21 protein-coding genes and 1 tRNA gene are annotated in these 23,744 nt (G+C 32.2%); 8 read left to right on the forward strand and 14 right to left on the reverse strand.

Going from position 1 to position 23,744, the window contains the following annotated elements:
• Positions 1 to 15: 15 nt before the first annotated feature.
• Entirely contained in the window at positions 16 to 2,019 is a 2,004-nt protein-coding gene (locus tag BTO05_RS08745) for a glutamine--tRNA ligase/YqeY domain fusion protein (protein ID WP_087492302.1), read from the reverse strand.
• A gap of 89 nt (positions 2,020 to 2,108) precedes the next feature.
• Here BTO05_RS08745 and BTO05_RS08750 point away from each other — a divergent pair, with 89 nt between their 5' ends.
• The 3 genes from BTO05_RS08750 to BTO05_RS08760 all read left to right on the forward strand — a co-directional run bounded on the left by BTO05_RS08750 (position 2,109) and on the right by BTO05_RS08760 (position 2,854).
• Positions 2,109 to 2,309, forward strand: a complete 201-nt coding sequence (locus BTO05_RS08750; protein ID WP_087492303.1) for a zinc ribbon domain-containing protein — start codon at positions 2,109 to 2,111, stop codon at positions 2,307 to 2,309.
• Positions 2,310 to 2,370: 61 nt separating this feature from the next.
• On the forward strand, positions 2,371 to 2,742 hold the full coding sequence (folB, locus tag BTO05_RS08755) for a dihydroneopterin aldolase (RefSeq protein ID WP_087492304.1): 372 nt from the start codon (positions 2,371 to 2,373) through the stop codon (positions 2,740 to 2,742).
• 41 nt (positions 2,743 to 2,783) lie between these two features.
• Positions 2,784 to 2,854, forward strand: a tRNA-Cys gene (locus BTO05_RS08760).
• Between the two features lie 70 nt (positions 2,855 to 2,924).
• Here the strand turns inward: BTO05_RS08760 and BTO05_RS08765 are convergent.
• The 7 genes from BTO05_RS08765 to rnr form a co-directional block, all read right to left on the reverse strand.
• Positions 2,925 to 3,386 (reverse strand): VOC family protein, encoded by a 462-nt coding sequence (locus tag BTO05_RS08765; protein WP_232459725.1) that lies wholly within the window; start codon positions 3,384 to 3,386, stop codon positions 2,925 to 2,927.
• A 143-nt stretch (positions 3,387 to 3,529) separates the two neighbouring features.
• Positions 3,530 to 5,764 (reverse strand): hypothetical protein, encoded by a 2,235-nt coding sequence (locus BTO05_RS08770; protein ID WP_087492305.1) that lies wholly within the window; start codon positions 5,762 to 5,764, stop codon positions 3,530 to 3,532.
• Between the two features lie 102 nt (positions 5,765 to 5,866).
• Positions 5,867 to 6,550: a LysE family translocator gene (locus tag BTO05_RS08775; RefSeq protein WP_087492306.1), complete on the reverse strand. Its 684-nt coding sequence runs from the start codon at positions 6,548 to 6,550 to the stop codon at positions 5,867 to 5,869.
• A gap of 56 nt (positions 6,551 to 6,606) precedes the next feature.
• Entirely contained in the window at positions 6,607 to 7,278 is a 672-nt protein-coding gene (locus tag BTO05_RS08780; RefSeq protein ID WP_087492307.1) for a head GIN domain-containing protein, read from the reverse strand.
• A 62-nt stretch (positions 7,279 to 7,340) separates the two neighbouring features.
• The gene (locus BTO05_RS08785) at positions 7,341 to 7,640 is read right to left on the reverse strand and encodes a heavy metal-binding domain-containing protein (protein ID WP_087492308.1); all 300 of its coding nucleotides are present in this window, start codon (positions 7,638 to 7,640) and stop codon (positions 7,341 to 7,343) included.
• Between the two features lie 8 nt (positions 7,641 to 7,648).
• Positions 7,649 to 7,900, reverse strand: a complete 252-nt coding sequence (locus tag BTO05_RS08790) for a hypothetical protein (RefSeq protein ID WP_087492309.1) — start codon at positions 7,898 to 7,900, stop codon at positions 7,649 to 7,651.
• Between the two features lie 64 nt (positions 7,901 to 7,964).
• The gene (rnr, locus tag BTO05_RS08795) at positions 7,965 to 10,205 is read right to left on the reverse strand and encodes a ribonuclease R (RefSeq protein WP_087492310.1); all 2,241 of its coding nucleotides are present in this window, start codon (positions 10,203 to 10,205) and stop codon (positions 7,965 to 7,967) included.
• A 975-nt stretch (positions 10,206 to 11,180) separates the two neighbouring features.
• Here rnr and rpiB point away from each other — a divergent pair.
• From rpiB to BTO05_RS08810, 3 genes are all read left to right on the forward strand, one after another.
• Positions 11,181 to 11,615 carry a ribose 5-phosphate isomerase B gene (gene rpiB, locus BTO05_RS08800; protein ID WP_087492311.1) on the forward strand — a complete coding sequence of 145 codons (435 nt, stop codon included), beginning with the start codon at positions 11,181 to 11,183 and terminating at the stop codon, positions 11,613 to 11,615.
• Positions 11,616 to 11,618: 3 nt separating this feature from the next.
• Entirely contained in the window at positions 11,619 to 12,539 is a 921-nt protein-coding gene (locus tag BTO05_RS08805; protein ID WP_087492312.1) for a cation diffusion facilitator family transporter, read from the forward strand.
• A gap of 238 nt (positions 12,540 to 12,777) precedes the next feature.
• Positions 12,778 to 13,224 carry a GNAT family N-acetyltransferase gene (locus tag BTO05_RS08810; RefSeq protein WP_087492313.1) on the forward strand — a complete coding sequence of 149 codons (447 nt, stop codon included), beginning with the start codon at positions 12,778 to 12,780 and terminating at the stop codon, positions 13,222 to 13,224.
• 5 nt (positions 13,225 to 13,229) lie between these two features.
• Here the strand turns inward: BTO05_RS08810 and BTO05_RS08815 are convergent, their stop codons facing one another.
• From BTO05_RS08815 to BTO05_RS08825, 3 genes are all read right to left on the reverse strand, one after another.
• Positions 13,230 to 14,054 (reverse strand): OmpA family protein, encoded by an 825-nt coding sequence (locus BTO05_RS08815; protein WP_087492314.1) that lies wholly within the window; start codon positions 14,052 to 14,054, stop codon positions 13,230 to 13,232.
• A gap of 83 nt (positions 14,055 to 14,137) precedes the next feature.
• Positions 14,138 to 15,772, reverse strand: coding sequence for a S41 family peptidase (locus tag BTO05_RS08820; RefSeq protein WP_087492315.1), 1,635 nt, complete (start codon positions 15,770 to 15,772; stop codon positions 14,138 to 14,140).
• Entirely contained in the window at positions 15,753 to 16,145 is a 393-nt protein-coding gene (locus BTO05_RS08825) for a ribonuclease P protein component (RefSeq protein WP_087492316.1), read from the reverse strand. Before BTO05_RS08825 ends, BTO05_RS08820 begins: the two co-directional genes overlap by 20 nt.
• Before the next feature lie 139 nt (positions 16,146 to 16,284).
• Between BTO05_RS08825 and BTO05_RS08830 the strand changes: the two genes are divergently transcribed.
• Both BTO05_RS08830 and BTO05_RS08835 read left to right on the forward strand, forming a co-directional pair.
• A complete protein-coding gene (locus BTO05_RS08830; RefSeq protein WP_087492317.1) occupies positions 16,285 to 18,135 on the forward strand; it encodes a glutamate-cysteine ligase family protein in 1,851 nt (616 codons plus the stop codon).
• A gap of 3 nt (positions 18,136 to 18,138) precedes the next feature.
• Positions 18,139 to 19,353 (forward strand): succinylglutamate desuccinylase/aspartoacylase family protein, encoded by a 1,215-nt coding sequence (locus tag BTO05_RS08835; protein ID WP_087492318.1) that lies wholly within the window; start codon positions 18,139 to 18,141, stop codon positions 19,351 to 19,353.
• A 17-nt stretch (positions 19,354 to 19,370) separates the two neighbouring features.
• On the opposite strand, the gene BTO05_RS08840 is transcribed toward BTO05_RS08835, so the two are convergent.
• From BTO05_RS08840 to BTO05_RS08850, 3 genes are read right to left on the reverse strand one after another with little or no spacing between them, the layout of a single operon-like run.
• Entirely contained in the window at positions 19,371 to 21,173 is a 1,803-nt protein-coding gene (locus BTO05_RS08840; RefSeq protein ID WP_087492319.1) for a M1 family metallopeptidase, read from the reverse strand.
• A gap of 26 nt (positions 21,174 to 21,199) precedes the next feature.
• Positions 21,200 to 22,789, reverse strand: a complete 1,590-nt coding sequence (locus BTO05_RS08845; RefSeq protein ID WP_087492320.1) for a S8 family serine peptidase — start codon at positions 22,787 to 22,789, stop codon at positions 21,200 to 21,202.
• Between the two features lie 12 nt (positions 22,790 to 22,801).
• Complete coding sequence (locus BTO05_RS08850; protein ID WP_087492321.1) at positions 22,802 to 23,659, reverse strand: MBL fold metallo-hydrolase; 858 nt, start codon at positions 23,657 to 23,659, stop codon at positions 22,802 to 22,804.
• Positions 23,660 to 23,744: the final 85 nt, after the last annotated feature.

Consider the following 23,744-nt stretch of genomic DNA (forward strand, 5'->3'; position numbering starts at 1 on the left):
TTTTAAGAGAATATCTTACGCTATTTCATTTGCCTCAGCAACTAATATTTCGTTTTTATCATCTTTTGCTTTTGCTATAAAATCGTCAATATTAGCATTGCGTTCTAAGCCGTTTTTAAGCTGTTCTTTTAACGCAATCAAAACTGCGACACGTGTGCCTGCTTTTTTTACTGCAGTGCCAAATAATGCCTCTAACTCTTCGTAAGCAACATCTTTGGCTAAGGTTTGTATTTCAGCTTTTGCTTTTTGTTGTTTTTCCTCAGGCAAATTAGTGTACTTTTTTCCTAATTGTTGGATAACACTGATAGCCTTGCGCTTTTGCTGAGGTTGTTTTTGTTGTTGATTTTGGTTTTGTTGTGGTTTTTGCTTTGCCCAACTATCTCTTAAACCAACAGTTTTATTAAACACCAAAGCGCCTGACTTAGAATCGTTATCGACATTGAAATATCCTAAACGCTGAAACTGAAACCGCTCTCCTATTTCTACTTCTGCTAAGCTTGGTTCTAAATATCCTGTTTTTACTTTCAGAGAATTTGGGTTTATGAACTCCATAAAATCCTTGTCCTTATGACTATCAGGAGCTTCATCCATAAATAAACGGTCATATTCCCTGATCTCTGCTGTAATTGCATGTTTTACAGAAACCCAGTGAAGTGTTCCTTTAACACGTTTTTCTGTATCTGTAGAGTACGTACAGTGAATTTCTGTGACATTACCTTCTTTGTCTTTTACAACATCGTTAGCTTGTATGATATAAGCGTTCTTCAAACGTACTTCGCCTCCTATTTTTAATCTAAAGAATTTATTCCCAGCTTGTTCTTTAAAATCTGCTTTTTCAATATAGATTTCTCTTGAAAAAGGAACTTGACGCGAACCTGTATTCTCATCTTCAGGATTATTTTCTGCATCTAACCACTCTTCTTTTCCATCAGGATAATTGGTAATTATAACTTTTACTGGGTCTAAAACCGCCATAACGCGGTTTGTAGATTTATTTAAATCTTCGCGAATACAAAACTCTAAAAGCGAAACATCAATCACGTTTTCACGCTTTGCAACACCTACTTTTTCTATAAACTGTCGTATAGAGTTTGGTGTATATCCACGACGACGTAGGCCAGAAATAGTTGGCATACGCGGATCATCCCAACCTGTTACAATACCTTCTTCTACCAAGCGTAATAATTTACGCTTACTCATGATTGTATAACTAAGATTTAGCCTCGCAAATTCTCTTTGCTTTGGAGGCATTGGCAACTGATTTTTTGAGTAGTCGTATACATTCTCTTTAAACCAGTCGTATAATTTTCTGTGTGGCTTGAATTCTAAAGAACAAAGTGAATGAGAAATCTGCTCGATGTAATCACTCTCGCCATGTGTCCAGTCGTACATTGGGTAAATACACCAATCATCTCCTGTTCTGTGGTGATGTGCATACATAACACGATACATTAATGGGTCACGCATTAACATGTTTGGATCAGACATATCAATTTTTGCACGTAAAACGTGTTCGCCAGCTTCAAATTTCCCATCTTTCATGCCTTGAAAAAGTTCAAGATTTTCTTCAACAGTTCTGTCTCTGTATGGACTGTTAGTACCTACTTGTTTTGGCGTCCCTTTTTGCGCTCTCATAGCTTCAGAAGATTGAGAGTCTACATAGGCTTTGCCGTCTTTAATCATTAAAACAGCCCAATCGTAAAGCTTCTGAAAATAATCTGAGCTGTACAATTCGTTCTCCCACTTATAACCCAACCATGCGATATCTCTTTTGATTGCATCAACATATTCTTGCTCTTCTTTTGCAGGATTGGTATCATCAAAACGAAGATTAACAGGTGCGTTATATTTTTCACCTAGACCAAAACTAATACCTATAGCCTTTGTGTGGCCAATGTGTAGATAACCGTTTGGCTCTGGAGGAAAACGAAAACGAAGATTTTCTTTTGGTAAACCATTAGCTAAATCTTCTTCTATGATGTGCTCAATAAAATTGAGTGATTTTGTTTCTTCTGACATTACAAAAATTTAAAGTGTAAAATTACATAAAAATGTAACAAAAGCCTTTGTTTTTCTACTTATAGCTCGAACCAAAACAACCTAATGTTATGAGTTATATCTGTCCAAAATGTGATAATACCAGCTACGAAGTTGGAGAAATGCGTGCAACTGGTGGCACATTATCTAAAATATTTGATGTCCAGAATAAAAAATTTACTTCCGTAACATGCAAAAAATGTTCTTACACTGAGTTTTTTAAAGCAAAAACCAGTGCATTAAGTAACATTTTTGATTTGTTTACCAATTAAACGCTAGAGATTTTTATAGATAGTTAGACGCTATAGATTTTATAAGTTTTATTTTTGCTTTATGGGAATAATAAAAGTTGAAAACATACGCATTTTTGCTCATCATGGCTGCCTAGCAGAAGAAACTAAAATCGGTAGTGATTACCGCGTAGATTTAGAGGTTAAAGTTAATTTAAAAAAATCTGCGGAATCTGATGAACTCAAGGATACTGTTGACTATGTGTTTTTAAATAAGGTTGTTAGAGAGGAAATGGCAATGCCATCTAAGCTTTTAGAAACTGTAGCTCAACGTGTATTAAATCGTATTTTTTCTGAAGACAAAATGGTTTCAAAAGCAACTATTTGTGTAAGTAAGATAAACCCACCAATTGGCGGTGACGTTGAGATGGTCACTATTAAAATGAACCAAAAACGAAAAAAGCATAGTAAATAGGGTAAAACAGTAAATATTTTTATATTTGCTGTCCTAATTAGGGTGTCGTGGCCGAGTGGCTAGGCAGTGGTCTGCAACACCATCTACAGCGGTTCGAATCCGCTCGACACCTCTAAAAATCCTCAACGATTGTTGGGGATTTTTTTATTTTAAAATTTTAAGAAAATTTAGGTGGGTGATTTTTAGTCTTTAATTTTTAACCATTCGTCGTAGGTGACTATTCTGTTTTCTTCGTTTGATTTTGTTTTGCCTTCTAAAACGCCTATAAATTCTAATTCGTGACCATCTGGATCACTAAAATAAATTGCTATCGCTGGCATCCAAACGAAAACCATTGGACCTTCACTTCCATCATTAAGAAAATTCCAGGATTTGATGTTTTGTGATTTAAGGAAATCTAAAGATTCATTCTGTACCCAAAGTGGGTCACATTCAAATGCAAAATGCCTAATATCAATTTCTTCTTTTGGCTTTTCCCATAAGCCTAACATAAATTGTTTCTCTTCTCCTATCCAAAAGAAAGCAATTTTTCGTTCTTTACTAAAACGACAAAGCTTTAGACCAAGTGTATCTTTATAAAAATCAACTGAACGCTGAAGGTTTTCTACAAATAAATGAGTTTCATAAAGTCCTTTTATCTTCAAATTTATCGGTTTTCTTTAATTGAACGGTCTCGGCTATGAGTAGTTGCGTGGTTTAGCGATTAACTTTGCAAGTACACACCAAGTTGGAAATTCCGCATGAATTTCCAAAGTAGGCGAGAACAAGCAATTACTTATAGCCATTGTTATGTTGCGTTTATTTCGTTTTTAATTTCATTATAGTATTCTGAACAAGCGAAAATGTAAACTATAAAACAACTAGTGATTATATTGACAATTTCTAATTCAGTCCAGTCATTTGCTGAATGTGTGTCATTGTTTCTATAGTAGTAAGAAGTTTGTATGTGTTTACCGAATCTATATTTTCTTGCGTTTCTAAAATCCTTATACCTTTCTTCTGTTGGGTCAATTCTATCGAGTTTATCAATCACAGCTCCCAATCCCTTTTTGTTTGATGTAATAAAGTTATAATCAGGATTGTTTATTAAAAAAAGAATTTTCTTTAATAAAGGGTCTAGACAAGTTAGAAACTGTTTTAAATAGTTTAGTTTATCTACTCTATCAGATGCAGAAAGGTAAAATTTGTTTAAGTTGCCTAATAACCTTTGGTCAAGTCCATCGAACTCGCTAATACCGGTATTGTAAGCAATTAACTCGTTAAACAATTCAATACCTTGCTTCAAATCAAATGAATAACTTGGCGAAGTTTGGTCAGCAAAAGAATCTCTTAAATCACGATAAAGTTTTTCTTTAATTGACTGCCAGTTAAATTCATCTATTGCTAAATTTTCTGAGCCTTGTTGTTTTAACGAGATTACAATTCTATTACCATTTTTGGATTTTATAAAATATTCAGTTTGTTCAAATAATTTATAAAAAGAAACTCTTGTAAAATGCTTATCTAAAGGTTGTAAAGCTTTGATGATTTCAGATGCTAATGCTTGCTTAGACTGTTTTTGATTTAAGTACTCAATAACTTTTAATCTTTGCTCAATTCTATATTCTGGCTCGTGGGTAACCTCACGTTTTTTTCTTTTCGCAAATGCTAGACTAGAATACTTTTGTTTCCACTCAGGCAGTATCCATTTTTCAGATTCAACTTTCAGGCAATCTCTTCCTATTAGAGAGCGTACAGAACTTTCTTTTAATTTAGGTCTCTCTTTGATTACCTCTTGATAAATTTCATCGTAACTACTTGGTTTATCTAATTTGTACAATGCCTTTTTTATGAGTAGCTCAATTTTGACAGAATTTTTTCCCCAAATTTTCAGTCCCCAATATCCAGTCTTACCAAGAGAAGTAAATCTATTGTCTGAGGCAATTGCCAAACTATGCCTATCATATATTTTTGAAGTATTAGAATGAATTAATCTGCGATTTATTTCTGATACAATATTGTCAATATACATTGTATCTCCATTTTCAATTAATACACGGTAAGCTCTATCACTTGCACTCGATAAAAACTCAAATTTCACTTGATATAAATTTATATCTCCATTTTGTATCATTTCTATTTCTGGCAGAATCTCGATGGCTTTGATAATATCTTTATTAGCAATAGTTTTAGCTTTTCTCTTGCAGTTGATAATTACTTGCATCTCATTTAGTGGTGAAATTGATTTTTTTAGTGTTCGTAGAACCAAATCAGCTGTTTTGAGAAATTTTTTCTTTTCTGATTTATCTATAATCAGGATATCAGCAGTTGTAAAATAAGTTTCCACTTTACCACATATGTGTAACGAAAACAAGTCTATAATTAAATTAATTACTTCACCATTTTTATTGTTGTAAGAATAATTTTCTATTAAAAACTCTATTAAGGTCTCTCTACTAAGTATTTTTTGCTCAAAAACCTCTTTCTTTAATTTCACATAGTTATTGCATAGTTCATTAACGCAATTACATCTTAATTCTTCATCTGTTCCTTTTGAGAGAAAAGAGTCGATTTTTTCTAAGGTTAATACCTTGAGTTGTCTAATTCGCTCACTCGTTTTTTGATAATAATCAGAAAGTTCCTCGAGAGTATATTTATCAGAACTATTAAGACCATAATAATGATTAATAATTCCTTTTAGCAAATCACTATTTCCTAAATTTAAGTAGTCACTGACAGTTTCATTAATTAAATCAATAAACGAGTCTGGGTTTAAATTTGGGTAATCTAAAGGGATAGAATATTGTTTGGTCTTCGATTCTTGTAATTCAATCAAGTCAATTAAATTGTGTTCAATATAATCTTGATAACTTTTAAGTTTGGAAACCACTGAGGCACCAATTCCTTTTATTTCAGAAAATTCCAGAATAGCGATATTTGAAACTTCTTGTAAATTAGTAATTCCAAGCAAATCAAATTTTTTCAATAGGATTGATGGAATTGTTTCAAAAACATATTGAATTTTTATATCTGATTTATTCATTTCGTTTGTTTATCCAAATGCAACATAACTAGTTATATCATAACTAATATATACTTTTATCAGTAAATATTAACGGGATAAAACAAGCTTTTAATTGCCTTATTAGTTCTTTACAGGATTAATCTTCTCAATCTGTTCTTTGCTTTTCTCGTACATATCTGGGAAAAGTCCTTGAGACAATAATAAAACTCCAAAACCCAAAATCACTAAAGCAACGATTTTTTTGGTTTTGAAAATACGACGAGGTGTGAGTTTTGTTCGTAAGCGTTTTGCTGCTGCTATTTTTATTAAATCAGTAACAAAATATGTGGTTAGCATGGTTGCAACAAAAACAATGGTACCATTTTCTGAAGTTGTCAAAGAGGTACCAATAACAATAAAACCTAACCAACCTAAAAGCACACCAATATTAATAAAGTTTAGTAAAAACCCTTTGATAAAGAGTTTTCCGTAGCCTTTTTTAATCTCTACTTTATGATATTCTCTTACAATAGACCGAAAAGATTTTGATGTTTTTACGAATGAAATAACGCCATAGACAATCAATAAAACGCCACCAAATATTAAAAAACTTGGGTCGTCTTTTACTTTTTCGACCAATTTATTAGTACTAAAAAAAGCAACTAAGATAAATACAATGTCTGCTAATATTACGCCTAAATCAAATATTAATGCACTTTTAAATCCTTTTGTAGCACTAGTTTCTAGCAGTACAAAAAATACTGGACCTATCGTAAATGCAAGGATTATCCCAAACGGTATGGCTGTTAATATATCATCAAACATGTAAACATCACTAGTTTACACAAATGTAGTAAAGAAAATAAGAATAAGGAAAATGCTTACATGCGTTTTACACGACCTCCAAGTACAGTTTTTTCGTCTATTTCTTTTGGATCACCGTAAATGTAAACATCGCCTCCAGCTCTGACTCTAACCTCGACAAATTCGGTAGCATTAACTCTAGCTTCTCCTGCAGCATTAATAGAAACTTCTGTACTTTCTGTTATAAGCTCTTCTCCATTATATTCTCCACCAGTATAGATAGTTACATCCTGATTTTTTGAAGTTCCTGTAAGATTTATAATTCCTCCTGTAACGGCTCTAACATCCGTATAAGTCGTTTTTACATTAGCAGTAATTTCGCCACCTTCTTGGGCTTTGAATTTGATATCGAATTGGTCTAATGTTCCTTTTACGGTAATCTCCGCACCTTCATTAGCATCTATGATATCTACAGATGTGTAGTATAAAATCACAGTTGTATCGTTTCCGTCATACGATTCTTCAAATTCCATACGGATTTTAAGTTTTCCGTTTTTGTTTAAAACTTGAACATTTCTTCTATTAGCGCCATCTATAACAACTTCATTTTTATCTGACTTTATCATAGTAACGTTAATTAAGTCAAAGGCTTTAATTTCTGTAAACTCTCCTATTTGCTTTACGATTGGACTTTGAGCAAATAGTGTTGTAGTTATTACAACTAAAAGGATGGTGATTATTTTTTTCATAAAAATTGTTGTTTATAGTTATACAGATAGTATAATAAACGAGTTGTTACAGTTTTAATTATTTATACCAACACTTTTACAGCTGTACCTGTTACAGAAACAACAGGATAATTAGTCGTCGTTAACTCAATCTCTACCTTAATGCCAACAATAGCATTTGCTCCTAATTTTTTAGCGTTTTCTTGAATATTTTGAAACGCTTTTTCCTTAACAGTATCAATACTTTCTTGAATTTTTTTATAATACTTTGATGTACTGAAACCAGAAGCTAATGTTTGGTCATTGATGGCAACACCAGTAACTATTCCTAAATAATCCGCTATTTTGAAACCTTCTATAGAGTTTGTTGTTGTTAATATCATGGTATAAATTATAAGTTTTTAGTTTTTTGATAAGCATTCCATAAATCTTGTGGGTTATTTATAGATAAATCTACTTTACCACAAGACCCACAAATCTGTGCTTTTAATGCACCTTTTTCAAATTTATTAAAAAGAATTCTATCTGTTGTTTTGATTTCTATTGATAAATCGTTTTTAGCATTGCCATGACCAAAGTCTACAATCTTCATATCATGCATAATTTTTGACGAACCACAAGCTGAACACATTTCTGATTTCATAATTTACTAAGTTTTATAGTTACAATATATGTCAGAATTGCTAGTATTTTGTTACAACGGCATACTATTCTTCTGGTTTACCAACTAAGAAGAAATCAAGGTGTTTTTTTACTAAATCAGTGTTCTTAACCTTTACAACTACCTCATCTCCTAATTGATATGTTTTATCAGTGTTTTTACCAACCATAGCATATTGGTCTTGATCAAAGTAGTAGTGGTCATCTTTCATGTCACGAACACTTACCATACCTTCACATTTATTTGAAATAATCTCTACATAAATACCCCAATCGGTAACTCCAGAAATTACACCTAAAAACTCTTCGTCCTGGTGATCTTGCATAAAACGAATTTGCATGTATTTGATTGAATCACGCTCTGCTTTAGTAGCTAAATTTTCCATATCACTACTATGTCTACATTTTTCTTCGTAGATATCTTCGTTAGCAGATTTATTTCCATCTAAATAGTGCTGTAATAAGCGATGCGCCATAACATCTGGATAACGACGAATTGGAGATGTAAAGTGACTGTAATATTCAAAAGATAAACCATAATGTCCAATGTTTTGCGTCGTATACTCTGCTTTAGACATTGTGCGAATGGTTAATGTATCGACTAAATTTTGCTCTTTTTTACCAACAACATCCTTTAGTAAATTATTTAAAGATGATGATACACTTGCTTTGTCTTTAAAATTAAGCTTATGACCAAAGCGACTTACCACAGTTTGTAATTGTGCTAATTTAGATTCGTCTGGCTCGTCATGAACACGATATACAAATGTCTTTTTTGGTTTTTGCTTTCCAATAAATTCTGAAACTTTTCTGTTAGCTAACAACATAAATTCTTCAATTAATTTATTAGCATCTCGACTAGTTTTGAAAAATACACCTACTGGATTTGCCTCTTTGTCTAGATTAAATTTTACTTCAACCTTATCAAAAGAAATAGCACCTTCTCGCATGCGTTGCGAACGCATTTTTTTTGCTAATCTATCTAGAACCAGAATAGCTTCAGCAATTTCATTTTCTGTATTATATTCCTTATTTGTTAAAGAAATTTCTTGCGGTATAGTTGTATTTATTTGAGACTTCTCGACTGCGCTCGAAGTGACAGAAAATTGTGAATTTTGTTCAATAATAGCTTGAGCTTCTTCGTAAGCAAAACGTGCATCTGAATATGTGACTGTACGACCGAACCATTCGTCTTTTATTTCGCATTTATCATTCATTGTAAACACAGCAGAAAATGTATATTTTTCTTCATGTGGTCTTAATGAACATGCGCCATTTGATAAACGTTCTGGCAACATTGGTACAACACGATCCACTAAGTATATAGACGTTGCTCTCTCATAAGCTTCGTCATCTAAAATAGTGTCTGGTTTAACGTAATGTGATACGTCTGCAATGTGAATTCCTATTTCAAACAAACCATTATCTAAAACTTTAAAAGATAAAGCATCATCAAAGTCTTTTGCATCCTTTGGATCAATGGTAAAGGTTAAATCTTTACGCATATCTCGACGCTTTTTTATTTCTTCTGGTGTTATAGAAATATCAAGATTATTAGCATATTCTTCAACGTCATGAGGAAATTCTAATGGTAAACCATACTCAGCTAAAATGGCATGAATTTCTGTACTGTGTTCTCCTGGTTTCCCAAGAACTTTAATAACTTTTCCGTAAGGTGAATCGGCTTTTTCTGGCCAATCGGCTAGTTTTACTAATACCTTATCACCATCTTCTGCTTTATTTATTTTGTTAATTGGTACAAAAATGTCTTTATACATCTTGTTGCTATCACAAACTACAAAAGCGAAATTCTTTTTTTCTTGTATCTGAATCGTGCCTACATACTCGCTTTTAGCACGGTTAAGTATGTTTGTAATTTCTCCTTCTTGCTTCCCACGATGTTTACGTTTGTATGCATAAAATTCCACTTCATCTCCATGTAAAGCTTTGTTGGTATTATTTGAAGCTATAAAAATATCTTCCTCGAAATCATCACTAATTATATAGCCATTTCCTCTTGATGAGGCATCAAAAATACCAGTGTGATATTCAGCTGTAACAATAGCTTTAAACTTACCCCTATCTACTTGTTCAATCTCTTGTTTTGAAGTGAGTTTAGCTAAAGTTTTTATAATTTGATTACGGCTACTAGCGTCGTTAACACCAAGTATAGCGGCTATTTGTTTGTAGTTAAAGGATTTGTTTCTTTCTTTTTTAAGTATACTAAGAATTGTATTTGTAAGGTTTGAAATCCCTTTTTTGGATTTCTTTTTTCTTCTTTTTGTCATTTAATTATTTGTCATTTTCATTTTCCTGAAAGTGTCAGGAATTCTTTGTAAATCAACTTAATATCAAGCGAAGTAATTATATTAAGTTTGGTACAAAACTAAGCTATTAATATTTAATGGTATTTCTTTAAGGTTAAATCAACTAAAAATTTCAGTTATCCACAATTATAATATATATATCATTTTTCTTTTAAAATTTAAAAAATAAAATGATGGTTATTATAGGGTGTTAATAACAGGTATAACTTTTTAAAGTTTTTGTAGTAAAAATGACTTACAGTTTTCTATTAACAAGTTATTATAGCATTAAAGACTTATAAATCAAAGATTTTGTAAATACTATTCACAGTTGTTAATAACTGTATTTTACATAAAATTTTTAATAACTAAACTTTTTTTTTAGTTAGTATCTCTAAATTTTAGTCTGATAACTCACCTAAAAAAATAAGCTAACTTTTTTGGTGGTTACGTTATAATTCTGGTTTGTAAAAATTAAATTAGAAACCTAATTATTGTTTTAAATACTTGTGAACAGTTATTAACATGTAATGAATGTTTTTATCATCAGTATTTTAAAAATTTCATAAAAATTATAAAAAGATAGTTATTAGTAGAATTTACGCATTTTAACCTATATATATGTTTTTTATCGGTTAATGATATGTTAGTATAATTTATTATTATCACCTTATTCTTTATTCACCGTTTCTTTGTAGAGGATTTTTTAATAGATTAAAATTACAATGATTCAAAAAGAAGGTTAGAGGTTTTTGTTGATGTAATTGTAATTAAGGTAATTTTAGATAACTTATACAAGTAATCCCCAAAAATAAATTACCCCCATCAAACCCTGAGATTTTATCTTAGGGTTTTTTTAGTTTAATAGGTTATATGTTTTGTATAAGTTACTAAACTATTAGTATAAATAATTACTAGCAATTGTTAACTTTGAGGATATAAATCACTAGTAATATTATGAAAATCGCAATAGGAAACGATCACGCAGGGCCAGATTATAAAGAAGCAATTGTAAAACACCTTATATCTAGAGGTATAGCTGTAAATAATTATGGAACAGATACTTTTGATAGTGTAGATTATCCAGATTTTGTTCATCCAGTTGCAAAAGATGTAAATGAAAATCAAGTAGATTTCGGAATATTAATTTGTGGTAGTGCTAATGGTGTTGCTATGACTGCAAACAAATATCCTAATGTTCGAGCAGGTATCTGTTGGATTAACGAAATTACAGAATTGACTCGTCAGCATAATAACGCTAATATTATTTGTATTCCAGCAAGATATACTGCAATTCCACAAGCTATAAAAATGGTAGATACATTTTTAGATACTGCATTTGAGGGTGGTCGACACCAAAACCGCGTTAGCAAAATTCCTATATCTTGCTAAACCATGGGTCACGGTCATTCTCATAATCATTCACATTCTCATCACGGAGATTTTAATGGCCGGAATCTTTTAATCTCAATAGTTTTAAATATTGCAATAACCGTAGCTCAGATAATTGGAGGTATTGTGTCTGGAAGTTTAGCTTTATTAAGTGATGCGCTTCATAATTTTAGTGACGTTATTTCTTTAGTTATAAGTTATATAGCTAATAAATTAGTTAAAAGAAAAGCGTCTTTAAAAAGAACTTTTGGTTATAAACGAGCAGAAATCTTAGCAGCTTTTATTAATGCATCAACATTAGTTATTGTTGCAATATTACTCATTTTTGAAGCTATTGAACGATTTCAAAATCCTCAAAATATAGAATCTAATTTGGTAATTTGGTTATCGATAATTGCGATTTTAGGAAATGGTTTCAGTGTACTTTTATTAAAAAATAGTGCTGATGGTAATATGAATATGAAGAGTGCCTATTTACATCTTTTAACAGATATGATGGCTAGTGTAGCTGTATTGATTGGTGGTATTTTGATGAAATATTATGAAATATTCTGGGTAGATAGTTTATTGACTTTAGCAATAGCTGTTTATCTAATAATTATGGGCTGGGATTTACTAAAAAATTCTACCAAAGTATTAATGTTATTTACCCCAGAAGATATACCTGTAGATGATATTGTTAAGGATATACAAAGCATTAATAAAATAAAGAATGTTCATCATGTTCATGTTTGGCAACTTAATGAGGATGAAACCCATTTAGAAGCACACATAGACTTTACTGAAGATATTTCTTTATCAAAGTTTGATACGATTTTGCAACAAATAGAAGAAAAACTCTATCATAACTATAATATAAATCACGTTAATATTCAACCAGAGTATGGAAAATGTGATAGTAAGTCAGTAATTGTACAGGATTAATTTAATTCATAGATGATAATGGTATTTGATACCTTTTTTTTTGTAAATGTAGATTCATTTTATAGATTTACGATATATAAATAGTTAATTTTTATATAGTTATATACAATTGTATAATTTATTGGGGGATTAATTATACATATAAAACCTAGAGAATTTTCTCTAGGTTTTTTAATTCTACTAACTTGTAATTCTATATTTTATATTTGGTTTATGTTTATAATAACTTTGATAGTAGATGAGTTTAAAAATTAAAGCAAAAGAGTTTACAGAACTCTCAACTCAAGAACTTTACGACATACTTCAATTACGTAGCGAAGTTTTTGTTGTAGAGCAAGATTGTGTTTATCAAGATATTGATGGTAAAGACCAAAAAGCTTTACATATTATAGGCTACAAAGACCAAAAGTTAGTTGCTTACACAAGGGTTTTTAAACCTGGTGATTATTTTGAAGCATCTAGTATTGGTAGAGTAGTAGTTTTAGAAAAAGAAAGAAAGTATAAATATGGTTATGATATAATGAAGGCATCTATTACAGCTATAAAAAAATATTATAAAAAAGACACCATTCTAATATCTGCACAAACTTATCTGAAGAGATTTTATAACAACTTAGGTTTTTTAGAGATAGGTGAGGAGTATCTTGAAGATGGGATACCGCACATAAAAATGAAAAAAAATTAGTCTTCTTAGTTACCAACTTTAGTAACCAATAGTTCGACTCTTCTGTCCAAACGCTGAGGTCCACCAAGCGGATATTTACGTTTCATACCCACATATTTCATACGTCTACTATTAACACCTTTTCTAAGTAAGTATTCATAAATATATCTGGCTCGCGCTTGAGATAAATTGCGTTTTTTTGTTCTTCCATCAATAGCATCTCGTTCTCCGTTTGTACAGCAGACATGCCCTTGAATTGTAAAAAAGATATCAGTGCGTTTAGTTAATATGGTAGCTACTTTACTTAGTACGTCTTTTGACTCTGGAATAAGATAGCTGTAACCTCGCTCAAATAACAAGTTTTCTAATAATACCTTATCTCCAACTTTTAAATCTCCACTTAAAATTTCTTCAAGTTTTTTAGAGTTAAAATTATTTTTTCGCGCTGGAAAAACAGGAGAAACAATAATTTCTACTTTTCTATTAAGACCTCTTACTTTATCAACATCACTTTCTTTGATAATTTTTAGTAATAACTCTCCTTTTCCGTCTGTATTAGTAATTAAAGATTCGTCAAATTCGTTATTTGTTAGAACCTCTTTGATAACATTTGCTCGATTTTGAGACAGTTTCATATTATAAGAATGACTTCCTCTGTCGTCACAAAAACCATAGATAGAAATTTTTTGAATATCAATAGATTCTATATCATCCAAAAATAGAAGCAAACGGTGCATCTCTGTTTCAGGAATTGAGTACATATCTGTTTCAAAATAAACAATATGCTTTATTTCTTTTTGAGCAATTACTGCTTGAAAACAAAAATAAATAAGAAAACAGAGCCTTTTCATAAAAGGGATTTTATTAAACATCTAGTTTTTTAAAAACAGGATGTTTAGCTATTTCGCCTTATAAATATATGAAAATAAGATTTTTAGTTTAAAATCTTATTGTATTTAGCAGGATTTGAAAGGATCTCTAAGGCCTTTTTGATTTCAGGATTATTTGCTTTGTAGTACTCATAAAGACCTTCTGAATAGAAATAGCGCTTTATAATTTCATCTCTAAGTAAAGCGACTAATTTTTCCTTGTCGTCATTAACTGCTGAGGTTTTATATTGCTCTAAAGCTGAAATTAATTGACTGTATTCTGAAGAAATACTTGAATCTAAATCTTCATTTTTAGCAATATTAATAGCTTTTTCGAAAGCTTTTTGAGTTTTGGTTTCAAAACTAAAATTATTAGAACTTAAGAAGTTTTTAAATTCCTTAAAGTCATTTTCTGAGAACTCAAATTCTTTCAAATTTGCTATTTGATTTTTATAATAATAGTCTGTAGCAAAATCAAAAATTAGATTTTCGTCTTCAATAGCTTTTGTAATAGGAGTTTGTTTAGACGCTACAATTTCTAAATCTGGCTGTACACCACCACCATCAAAAACTGAACGTCCTTTTTTGGTTTTAAAAGCTTTATAGTTTTCTTTTTTAGTTCGTGTAGCATTGCCTTTCTCATCTCTATTCCAATAATCTAGTGCTTGTATACAGCGACCAGAAGGTGTATAATATCTTGAGATTGTAATTTTCATTTGCGTGCCGTAAGTCAATGGTTTTGGACGCTGAACAAGACCTTTACCAAAGCTTCTAGCACCAATAACAACGCCACGGTCTAAATCTTGTAAAGCCCCAGACACAATTTCGCTTGCCGAAGCTGACCTTCCGTCTATTAAAACCACCACAGGAATATCTAAATCAATTGGTTCGCGCTGCGTGTAATATGTTTTATTGTACTTTTTAACTTTAGATTTTGTAGTCACCACAAGCTGGTCTTTTGGCACAAAGATATTGACGATATTTACTGCTTCATTTAATAGTCCTCCTGGATTACCTCTTAGGTCCAAGACAATATTTTTTGCACCTAAGTTCTTTAGAGAATTAAGTGCTTTAATTGTTTGTGAAGATGCTTTTTTATTGAATTTTCGAAGAACAATATAACCTGTATCGTCGTTAATCATTGAGTAGTGTGTTACAGCATTAATTTCTAATGACTCTCGCGTAACCTTAACAGTATTTTCTTTTCCTTGACGCATGAAGGTTAAAGAAACTTCTGTTCCTGCTGCACCTTGTAGCAAATTGCCCGCATCGTCTTTAAAATCCCTAATATCTACATTGTCTATTTTTATAATCTCATCACCAGCTTTTAAACCAGCTTTATCAGCAGCGTAATCTTTATAAGGTTCAACGATGACTAATTTATCTTTTAGTGTTCTTACGTTTGCACCAATACCTGTATAATCTCCAGCATTATTTATTCTTGACGATTGGACGTCTTGTTCGTTATAAAAACGGGTGTATGGATCTAGTTCATCGAGCATGCTTTTAATAGCAACATCCATTAAATCTCCAGGATTGGTATCGTCGACATAGTTCATGTTTAGTTCTTTAAACATGGTGGTAAATATTTCTATTTGCTTAGCTATTTCAAAGAAGTTAGAATTAAAAGCAGTTGTGCTTAAAAAGACCAATAAAATGGCTACAGGTAAGACTATTTTTTTATTTAGAAATCGTTTCATCTTTAGATGTCTTTTTTAAAAATTTTTGAAAAAGAAGTTCTGTTTTGGTACTCAAACTATCAAACGTCGGTTTTTCTTTACCAATGTACAAAATCATAAACGCGAAGGGTGTTGAACTATTGTTAAAGTATTTAGGTCTATTAAAGCGATAAGCTTCACGCATTAGACGTTTTATTTTGTTTCTATCAACAGCATTTTTATGAAGTCGCTTACTAACAGAAACACCAGTTTTTAAAACTGAACCATCTTCAAACTCTGTTTTGAGATAAACTAAACGCAAAGGAAAAACTGTAATTGCTTTTCCTTCTGAGAAAAGTACTTCAATTACCTTTTTACTTTTAAGCTTGTCTTTTTTAGAGTATTTAAAATCCATAAGCTGGTTTTCCTATTTACAAATGTAGCTATATCCTTTTCATAGTCAAGTACATTCAAAAAATTGACATGACAAAAATCATATTAATACCAAGTATTTCAGCATAACTTACATTATTCTAATTAATTAGAGTTAACGTATGGGACAATTAAAAGTAAAACAATTAGAGACTCCAGAGGAAAAAGCGATATATACGCATTACTTAATCAAGGATTTAAAAGCCCTGGATACAATGCTAAAAGAAGGTTTAATTGAAAAAGAACCCATGCGAATAGGAGCAGAGCAAGAATTTTGTTTAGTTACAGAAGACTATTTTCCGAGTAAAAAATGTTTGGACGTCCTTCAAGCTATAGATGACGACCATTTTACTACCGAAATAGGAAAATATGATTTAGAAATTAATTCAGATCCGTTATTACTTAAAAACAAATGTTTCACTGAGCTCCACAATCAACTACAGGCGCTTCTACACAAAGCACAAGAAAAGGCAAAGGCATTAGGTGTAAAAGTACTTTTGACAGGTATATTACCAACACTTAGATACAAACATATTTCTGAAAAATACATGACGCCAAAACCGCGTTATCATGTTTTAAATGAGGCATTAAAAGATTCACGAAGCCAACATTTTAATATTCATATTAAAGGTGTTGATGAGTTAAGTTTGTTTCATAATAGCGTAATGTTAGAGGCTTGTAACACAAGCTTTCAAACACATTTACAAATTAATCCAGATGAGTTTGTAGAAAAATACAATTGGGCACAAACCATCTCTGGACCTATTTTAGCAGTATGTGCCAATTCTCCATTATTATTTGGAAGAGAACTTTGGGCTGAAACCAGAATAGCTTTATTTACCCAAAGTATTGACACAAGAACTAATTCACTAGTTTTTGACGAAAAACAATCTAGAGTTAGTTTTGGAGGTGCTTGGGAAAAAGGTTCGGTGACCGATATCTTTAAGGACCACATTTCTCGTTTTAGAAGCTTATTAACTTCCAACGAGCAAGAAGATAGCTTAGAGCTATTAGAAGGTGGAGAAATCCCAAAACTCAAAGCACTTCAACTTCATAATGGTACCGTATACAAATGGAATCGTGTTTGTTACGGTGTTGGTGGAGGAAAACCACATCTCAGAATAGAATGCCGATACATACCAAGTGGGCCGACATTAAAAGACGAAATAGCAAATATGGTATTTTGGGTTGGCTTAATGTTGGGTCAGTCGGAAGAATATAAGGATATGCCATCCAAAATGGAGTTTAGAGCCGTGAAAAATAATTTTTTTAAAGCTGCTCGCTATGGAATGGAAACAAAATTTAAGTGGATGGGCAAGCTTATTTCGGCAGGAGATTTAATTTCAAAAATCTTATTACCAATGGCTAGAAAAGGGCTATTAAAATCAGACATTAACCAAGCTGATATTGATTTGTATTTAGGTATTATTGAAAATAGAATAAAATCTAAAAACGGTGCGCAATGGATGATAAAAAGTTATAGGAATTTACAAAACACAAAGACTAGATTTGAATCAAGACAGCAATTAACAGCTTTTATGCACAAGCATCAATTTGGAGACAAAACAGTTGATGAGTGGTCTGAATTAAATAGTATTGAACTTAACTATATTAAGCAGAAAAAGATAGTTAAGCATAGAATGAAAACAAATTTATTTATGGTATATGAAAGTGATAGTTTAGAGCTTGTGAGTCATATAATGCAATGGAAAAACATACACCACCTTCCAGTAATTAACAACCAAAAAGAGCTTACGGGACTTATTACTTGGACAGATTTAATAAAACTTGGAAATTTAGATTTGAAATTTACTGTTAAAGAAGCTATGCAAACAGAGCTTATTACAATTAGTCAAGAAAAACCGCTCGATAAAGCAAAGCAAATAATGAAAGACCATCATATAAATTGTCTTCCTGTAGTCCATAAAAAGAAACTATTAGGGATATTGACCACTAATGACTTTAAGGATTAATTAATGATTATATTAAAGGAAAACCCCACTATCGAAAAGCGAATAATTGATCACAAAAAAGGAAAGTTTCGCGGACCAACACTTGTTTTTTTTGCTGGCATACACGGTAATGAACAAGCGGGTGTCAAGGCTTTAAAAAATGTCTTACCTCAGCTTAACGAGCATAATATCTATGGCGAAGTTTATGGTATTTATGGAAACATTAATGCGATTCAACAAAATAAAAGATACATTGACAACGATTTAAATCGTATTTGGACCACAAACCTTTTAAATCAATTAAAAGACAAAGAAAATTATACCAACGAAGAAAAAGAGCAGATTGCTATTTACGAACTCATTTCAGATATTTTATCAAATACCACAGAACCAACCTATTTCATAGATTTTCATACGACATCAAGTAAGACACTTCCTTTTATAACCATTAATGACGCTTTAATTAATAGGAAGTTTTCAAGGCATTTTCCTGTACCTATAGTCCTAGGAGTTGAAGAATATCTTGAAGGTCCACTCTTAAGTTATTTAAACAAAAGAGGTTTTGTTTCCTTAGGTTTCGAAGCAGGTCAACATATAGATAAACAAGCAATATATAATTGCGAAGCTTTTATTCGCTTAACTTTTTATTTATCAGGATTATTAAAAGAAGAAGCTCAAGACTATAATAAGTACTATAAGCAACTCCAATCTGCATCAAAAAAGAGAACAGATATTTATGAAGTAGTTTATAAGTACGATATAAAAGAAGAGGAGGACTTTAAAATGAAATCTGGGTTTGAAAGTTTTCAACCCATTAAGAAAGGCATATTATTAGCAACTTCCAATGATATTCCTATACACGCACCATCAAGTCATGAGTTGTTTATGCCACTATATCAAGAAAGAGGTAACGATGGATTTTTTATTATAAAAAAAACACCTCGCTTTTTTCTTTTACTCTCTTCAATTTTAAGAAAGTTTAGGGCAGATCGTTTATTAACATTACTCCCAGGTATAAAATGGCACGATAAATCTAAAGGTGTTTTGAGGGCAAACCTTAAGATTACTCGTTTTTTAGCTAAATCTATTTTCCACCTTTTAGGATACAGAAACAAACAAGAAGACAAAACACACCTCTTATTATATAACAGAGAGCGCGTATCTAGAAATGATATGTATAAAGACTTAGATTGGTACAAATCAAAAAAAAGACGCCTATTAGACGTCTTCTTTTTATAATTTAAGTAATTGGTTAATTACTTCTTATTATTGTCTCGGTTGATATCAGCCATCATTTGTGATGAATCGATTTCCACAGAAGCTACTTCTTTTGAAGCTTTTAAGGTATAAGTGGGATAAGCCCAAGCCCAATCACCTACGATGGTTGCTTCGGTTGGTTTTTCGCCACGCATCATTTGTAATGGTATATAAAAATCTTCTTTTGAACCGTCTGTGTAGGTAACGGAAAGGTCAATAGGCATAGGCATTTGACCAATGCGCTCTAGAGTTACATTTTTTCCTTCAATCGATTTAACACCATAATCTATTGTATTTGTAGTTTGACCAAAATCGATAAGATACCAGTCCAATTCAAAGTCTGTAATTCGTTCTGCTGTACGGATAATATCCATTGGCTTTGGATGTTTAAATGCAAAATCATTAAAGTATTTTTTTAATGTTTTCTTTAAATTATCTTCACCAATAACATATCCTAATTGAGCTATAAAGACAGCACCTTTTGAATATGCTGCAGAACTATAAGCCCTATTGTATGCATAACGGTCTGCATGCGTTGTCAATGGTTGTTCTCTTCCTGATTTAGCTAAACCAATATAACCACGGTAAGACCCAGATGTTGGGTTGTCTCTAGGCTCATCTCTTAGCGAGTTCATAGCTAAAGCAGAAATATAACTTGTAAAACCCTCATCCATCCACTCGTGTTTAGCCTCATTAGTAGCTAATAAAAATTGAAACCAAGTGTGCGCTAATTCGTGTGCCGTAACGCCAAGTAGACCACCATAGCTTCTTTTTCCTGTGATTAATGTACACATTGCATACTCCATTCCGCCATCACCACCTTGAATCACTGAATATTGTTCATAAGGGTAATTCCCAACATTTTCTGAGAAAAATTTCATCAGCTTTGCAGTATCTGCTTGTAAATCTTTCCAATTTTTTAAGTTTTCAGCAGGTAAATCTTTTTTATAATAGAAGTTTAAAAGTGGCCCGTTTGTAACTTGGTATGTGTCATGAATATAATCTTTATCTGCAGCCCAAGTAAAATCATGAACATTTGGTGCTAAAAAGCGCATCGTTTTTCTTGAACCATTTATTAATGGCTCACCTTGTAAATATCCTGTTCCGCCAACTACATAATCCTTATCAATAGTCAAGGAGACATCAAAATCACCCCAAACACCATGAAACTCTCGCCCGATATACGGGTCTGCATGCCAGCCTTCGTCATCATACTCTGCTAACTTTGGATACCATTGTGTCATAGATAGTGCAACGCCTTCAGCATTATTTCGACCAGATCGACGAATTTGTACTGGAACTTGAGCGTCAAAGTTCATTTTAAAAGTTACTTTTTCACCTGGTTGAATAGGTTTGTCAAGTTTTACTTCTAAAACAGTTCCAACTGTTTCATAATCCAAGGCGGCTCCGTTTTGAGATAAAGAATTAACTTTTATAAAGCCTATTTCGTTTGGTTTGAGCTTACTGATTCTGTCTCCAACACGTCTATCGGGATCTGCAATCGTTCGAGAGCGAACATCCATTTCGCTACCAGGTTGGAACGCATTAAAATACAAGTGATAATACACACGACTCAAAACATCTGGGGAGTTATTTGTATATACCAAAGTCTGGTCACCTTTATATTGATAATTATTTGTATTCATATCAATATTCATCTTGTAATCGACATGTTGCTGCCAATAAGAGCTAGTTGAATTGTTTACTGCTGTTGCTGCTGATTTGGTTGACGTTACCTGTTTTGTTGTATTACACGAAACAAGCAAACACGCTATGATTAGTATCGAAAATATTTTTTTCATCAATCTGAATTTTAATTAATTTAAGATTATAATTTTGAAGCCATTATTAAGGCATTGTATACATTAGCAATACGACCGGTTTTAGATAAGTTTGAAAACGGCTGCACGTCGTTAGAGTCACCACCAACAACCACCTTAGTTGTTAACTGTAGACCAGAACTTAATATCACATCTTTGACTTGTACAGCAGATAAGTTAGGATATTGAGAACGTAATAAAGCAGCTAAACCAGCAATTGCAGGCGCAGCCATAGAAGTACCTCCTTTTGTATCATATTCATTTTCAGGAGTTGTGGAATATACTTGTGCTCCCGGAGCAAATATATCTACATTTTTGTCACCGTAGTTAGAAAAACCAGCAACCAATCCGCTACCATATTTTGGCGCTAAAGCACCAACAGAAATATAATTGTCAGCAACTTCGGTTCCGTTGATATTATCTGAAGGAAAGTTAGGCTCAACATCTATATCCTTACTGTCATTACCAGCAGCATGAACAATTAATACGTCTTTTTCGGCAGCATATTTTATAGCATCTCTTACCCAGTCACTATGTGGAGAGTACGATTTACCGAAGCTTCCATTAATAATTGTAGCGCCATTATCTACCGCATAACGTATTGCCTTAGCAATGTCTTTGTCATATTCGTCACCATTTGGCACTGCTCTTATTGACATGATTTCAACATTATTAGCAACACCATTTGCACCTTTACCATTGTTACGTTCTGCAGCGATTATACCAGCAACGTGAGTACCGTGGCTCTCAGATTTTTTTACAGGTTTAACATTCCCATTTCCATAACCTGGTTTGTCATTAAAATCATCTGGATTATCACCAGTTTTGCGACCCCTGAAATCTGTGTTGTAATTATAATTAAGTTGTTCATTTAAAGATACTGCGTATTCTTTAACTGCTTTAAGAGTTAAGTTGTTACTATATAAAAACATCTGTATCCCTTTGGCTTGACCCATTGCTTGGTCTTTAGGTTGAATTTTTTGTACATCTTCTTCTGTATAATTGTCTTTACCTAAGTGTTTTTTTAACGCCTCTTGAGCTGGTGGAATTTGTTGTAATAAGGCATCAACATTTTGTTTTGTTTGTAGCGCTTCACTTTTACTTTTTTCAATTTCAGCTTTAGCTTCTTCAAATCTAGGATTGCTTTTTTCTCCACTTGCCACCAAACGCGTCATTTCTAATTGCTCATTATAGGTGTCTCCTAAAAAGTTCCAACCATGAATATCGTCTACATAGCCATTGTTATCATCGTCTTTTCCATTATTTGGAACTTCATCTTTATTAGTCCATATAACGCCATCAAGGTCTTCGTGGTCTATATCAATTCCTGAATCGATAACAGCAACGATTACTTTTTTACCTTTTTTACTTTTAATAATTTCGGCATATGCTCTATCAACACCCATTCCTGGAATGGTATCTTTTTCAAGATCTAGGTGACCCCAATTTTCTTTTTCAGCTTTAGTTAATTCTGAAACTTTTAGGGGTGAGGTATCAATATTTTCAATAGGTGTCGAAATTAGTTTTGAAGGCCCACAGCCTACTAAAAATAAAGTTGTTAGGACATAAAAAAATAGTGACTTACTTATATATTTCATTATAATAGGGTTTTAAAAAATATCTTCACAACTATAAACATCATCAAGGCGCACACCTTTTTCTGTGTTTTTAACTGTTATTATAGGATTATGAGCATCATGCTCCAAAAATAAATAGTAATTGTTATCTGCAGCTAAATTTAAGAACAATTCTTTTTCATCGAGGGTTAGTAGAGGTCTAGTATCATATCCCATTACAAAAGGGATAGGCAAGTGTCCAGCAGTTGGTAATAAATCAGCCATAAAACAAATGGTTTTCCCTTTATAATTAATCATCGGAATCATTTGTTTGTCAGTGTGGCCATTTGCAAAAAATATGTCAAAACCTAGTTCAGAATTTTTTAATATTGAATCATCAGGAAGCGATGTGAATTTCAGATGCCCACTTTCTTCCATTGGCAGAATATTTTCTTTTAAAAAAGATGCTTTTTCGCGTCTATTTGGTTCTGTCGCCCATCGCCAATGGTCTTCATTACTCCAAAAGTTAGCGTTTTTAAAAGCGGGCTCTAAAACAGTCTTGTCTTTATTATATTGAATGCTTCCACCACAATGGTCAAAATGTAAATGTGTCATAAACACATCAGTGATATCATTACGATGAAACCCATTTGCAGCTAAAGATTTATCAATAGAATCATTACCCCATAAATGATAGTAGCCATAAAACTTATCACTTTGTTTGTCACCCATTCCTGTATCGATTAAAATCAATCTATCGCCATTCTCGATTAATAGACATCGAGCTGCGATATCTATCATGTTATTAGCATCCGCAGGATTGGTTCGTTGCCATAAAGATTTTGGTACAACACCAAACATAGCGCCGCCATCTAACTTAAAATTTCCTGCCTCTATTGGGTAAAGGTTCATAAGAACGCAAATTAAGAAAAACCGCATAAATTCTAGGAAGGCTTTTAGAATTTATTAGTATTTAAAAAAAGAGTATTTTCGAATA

Source organism: Winogradskyella sp. PC-19, assembly GCF_002163855.1.
In the GTDB taxonomy this organism is placed as follows: domain Bacteria; phylum Bacteroidota; class Bacteroidia; order Flavobacteriales; family Flavobacteriaceae; genus Winogradskyella.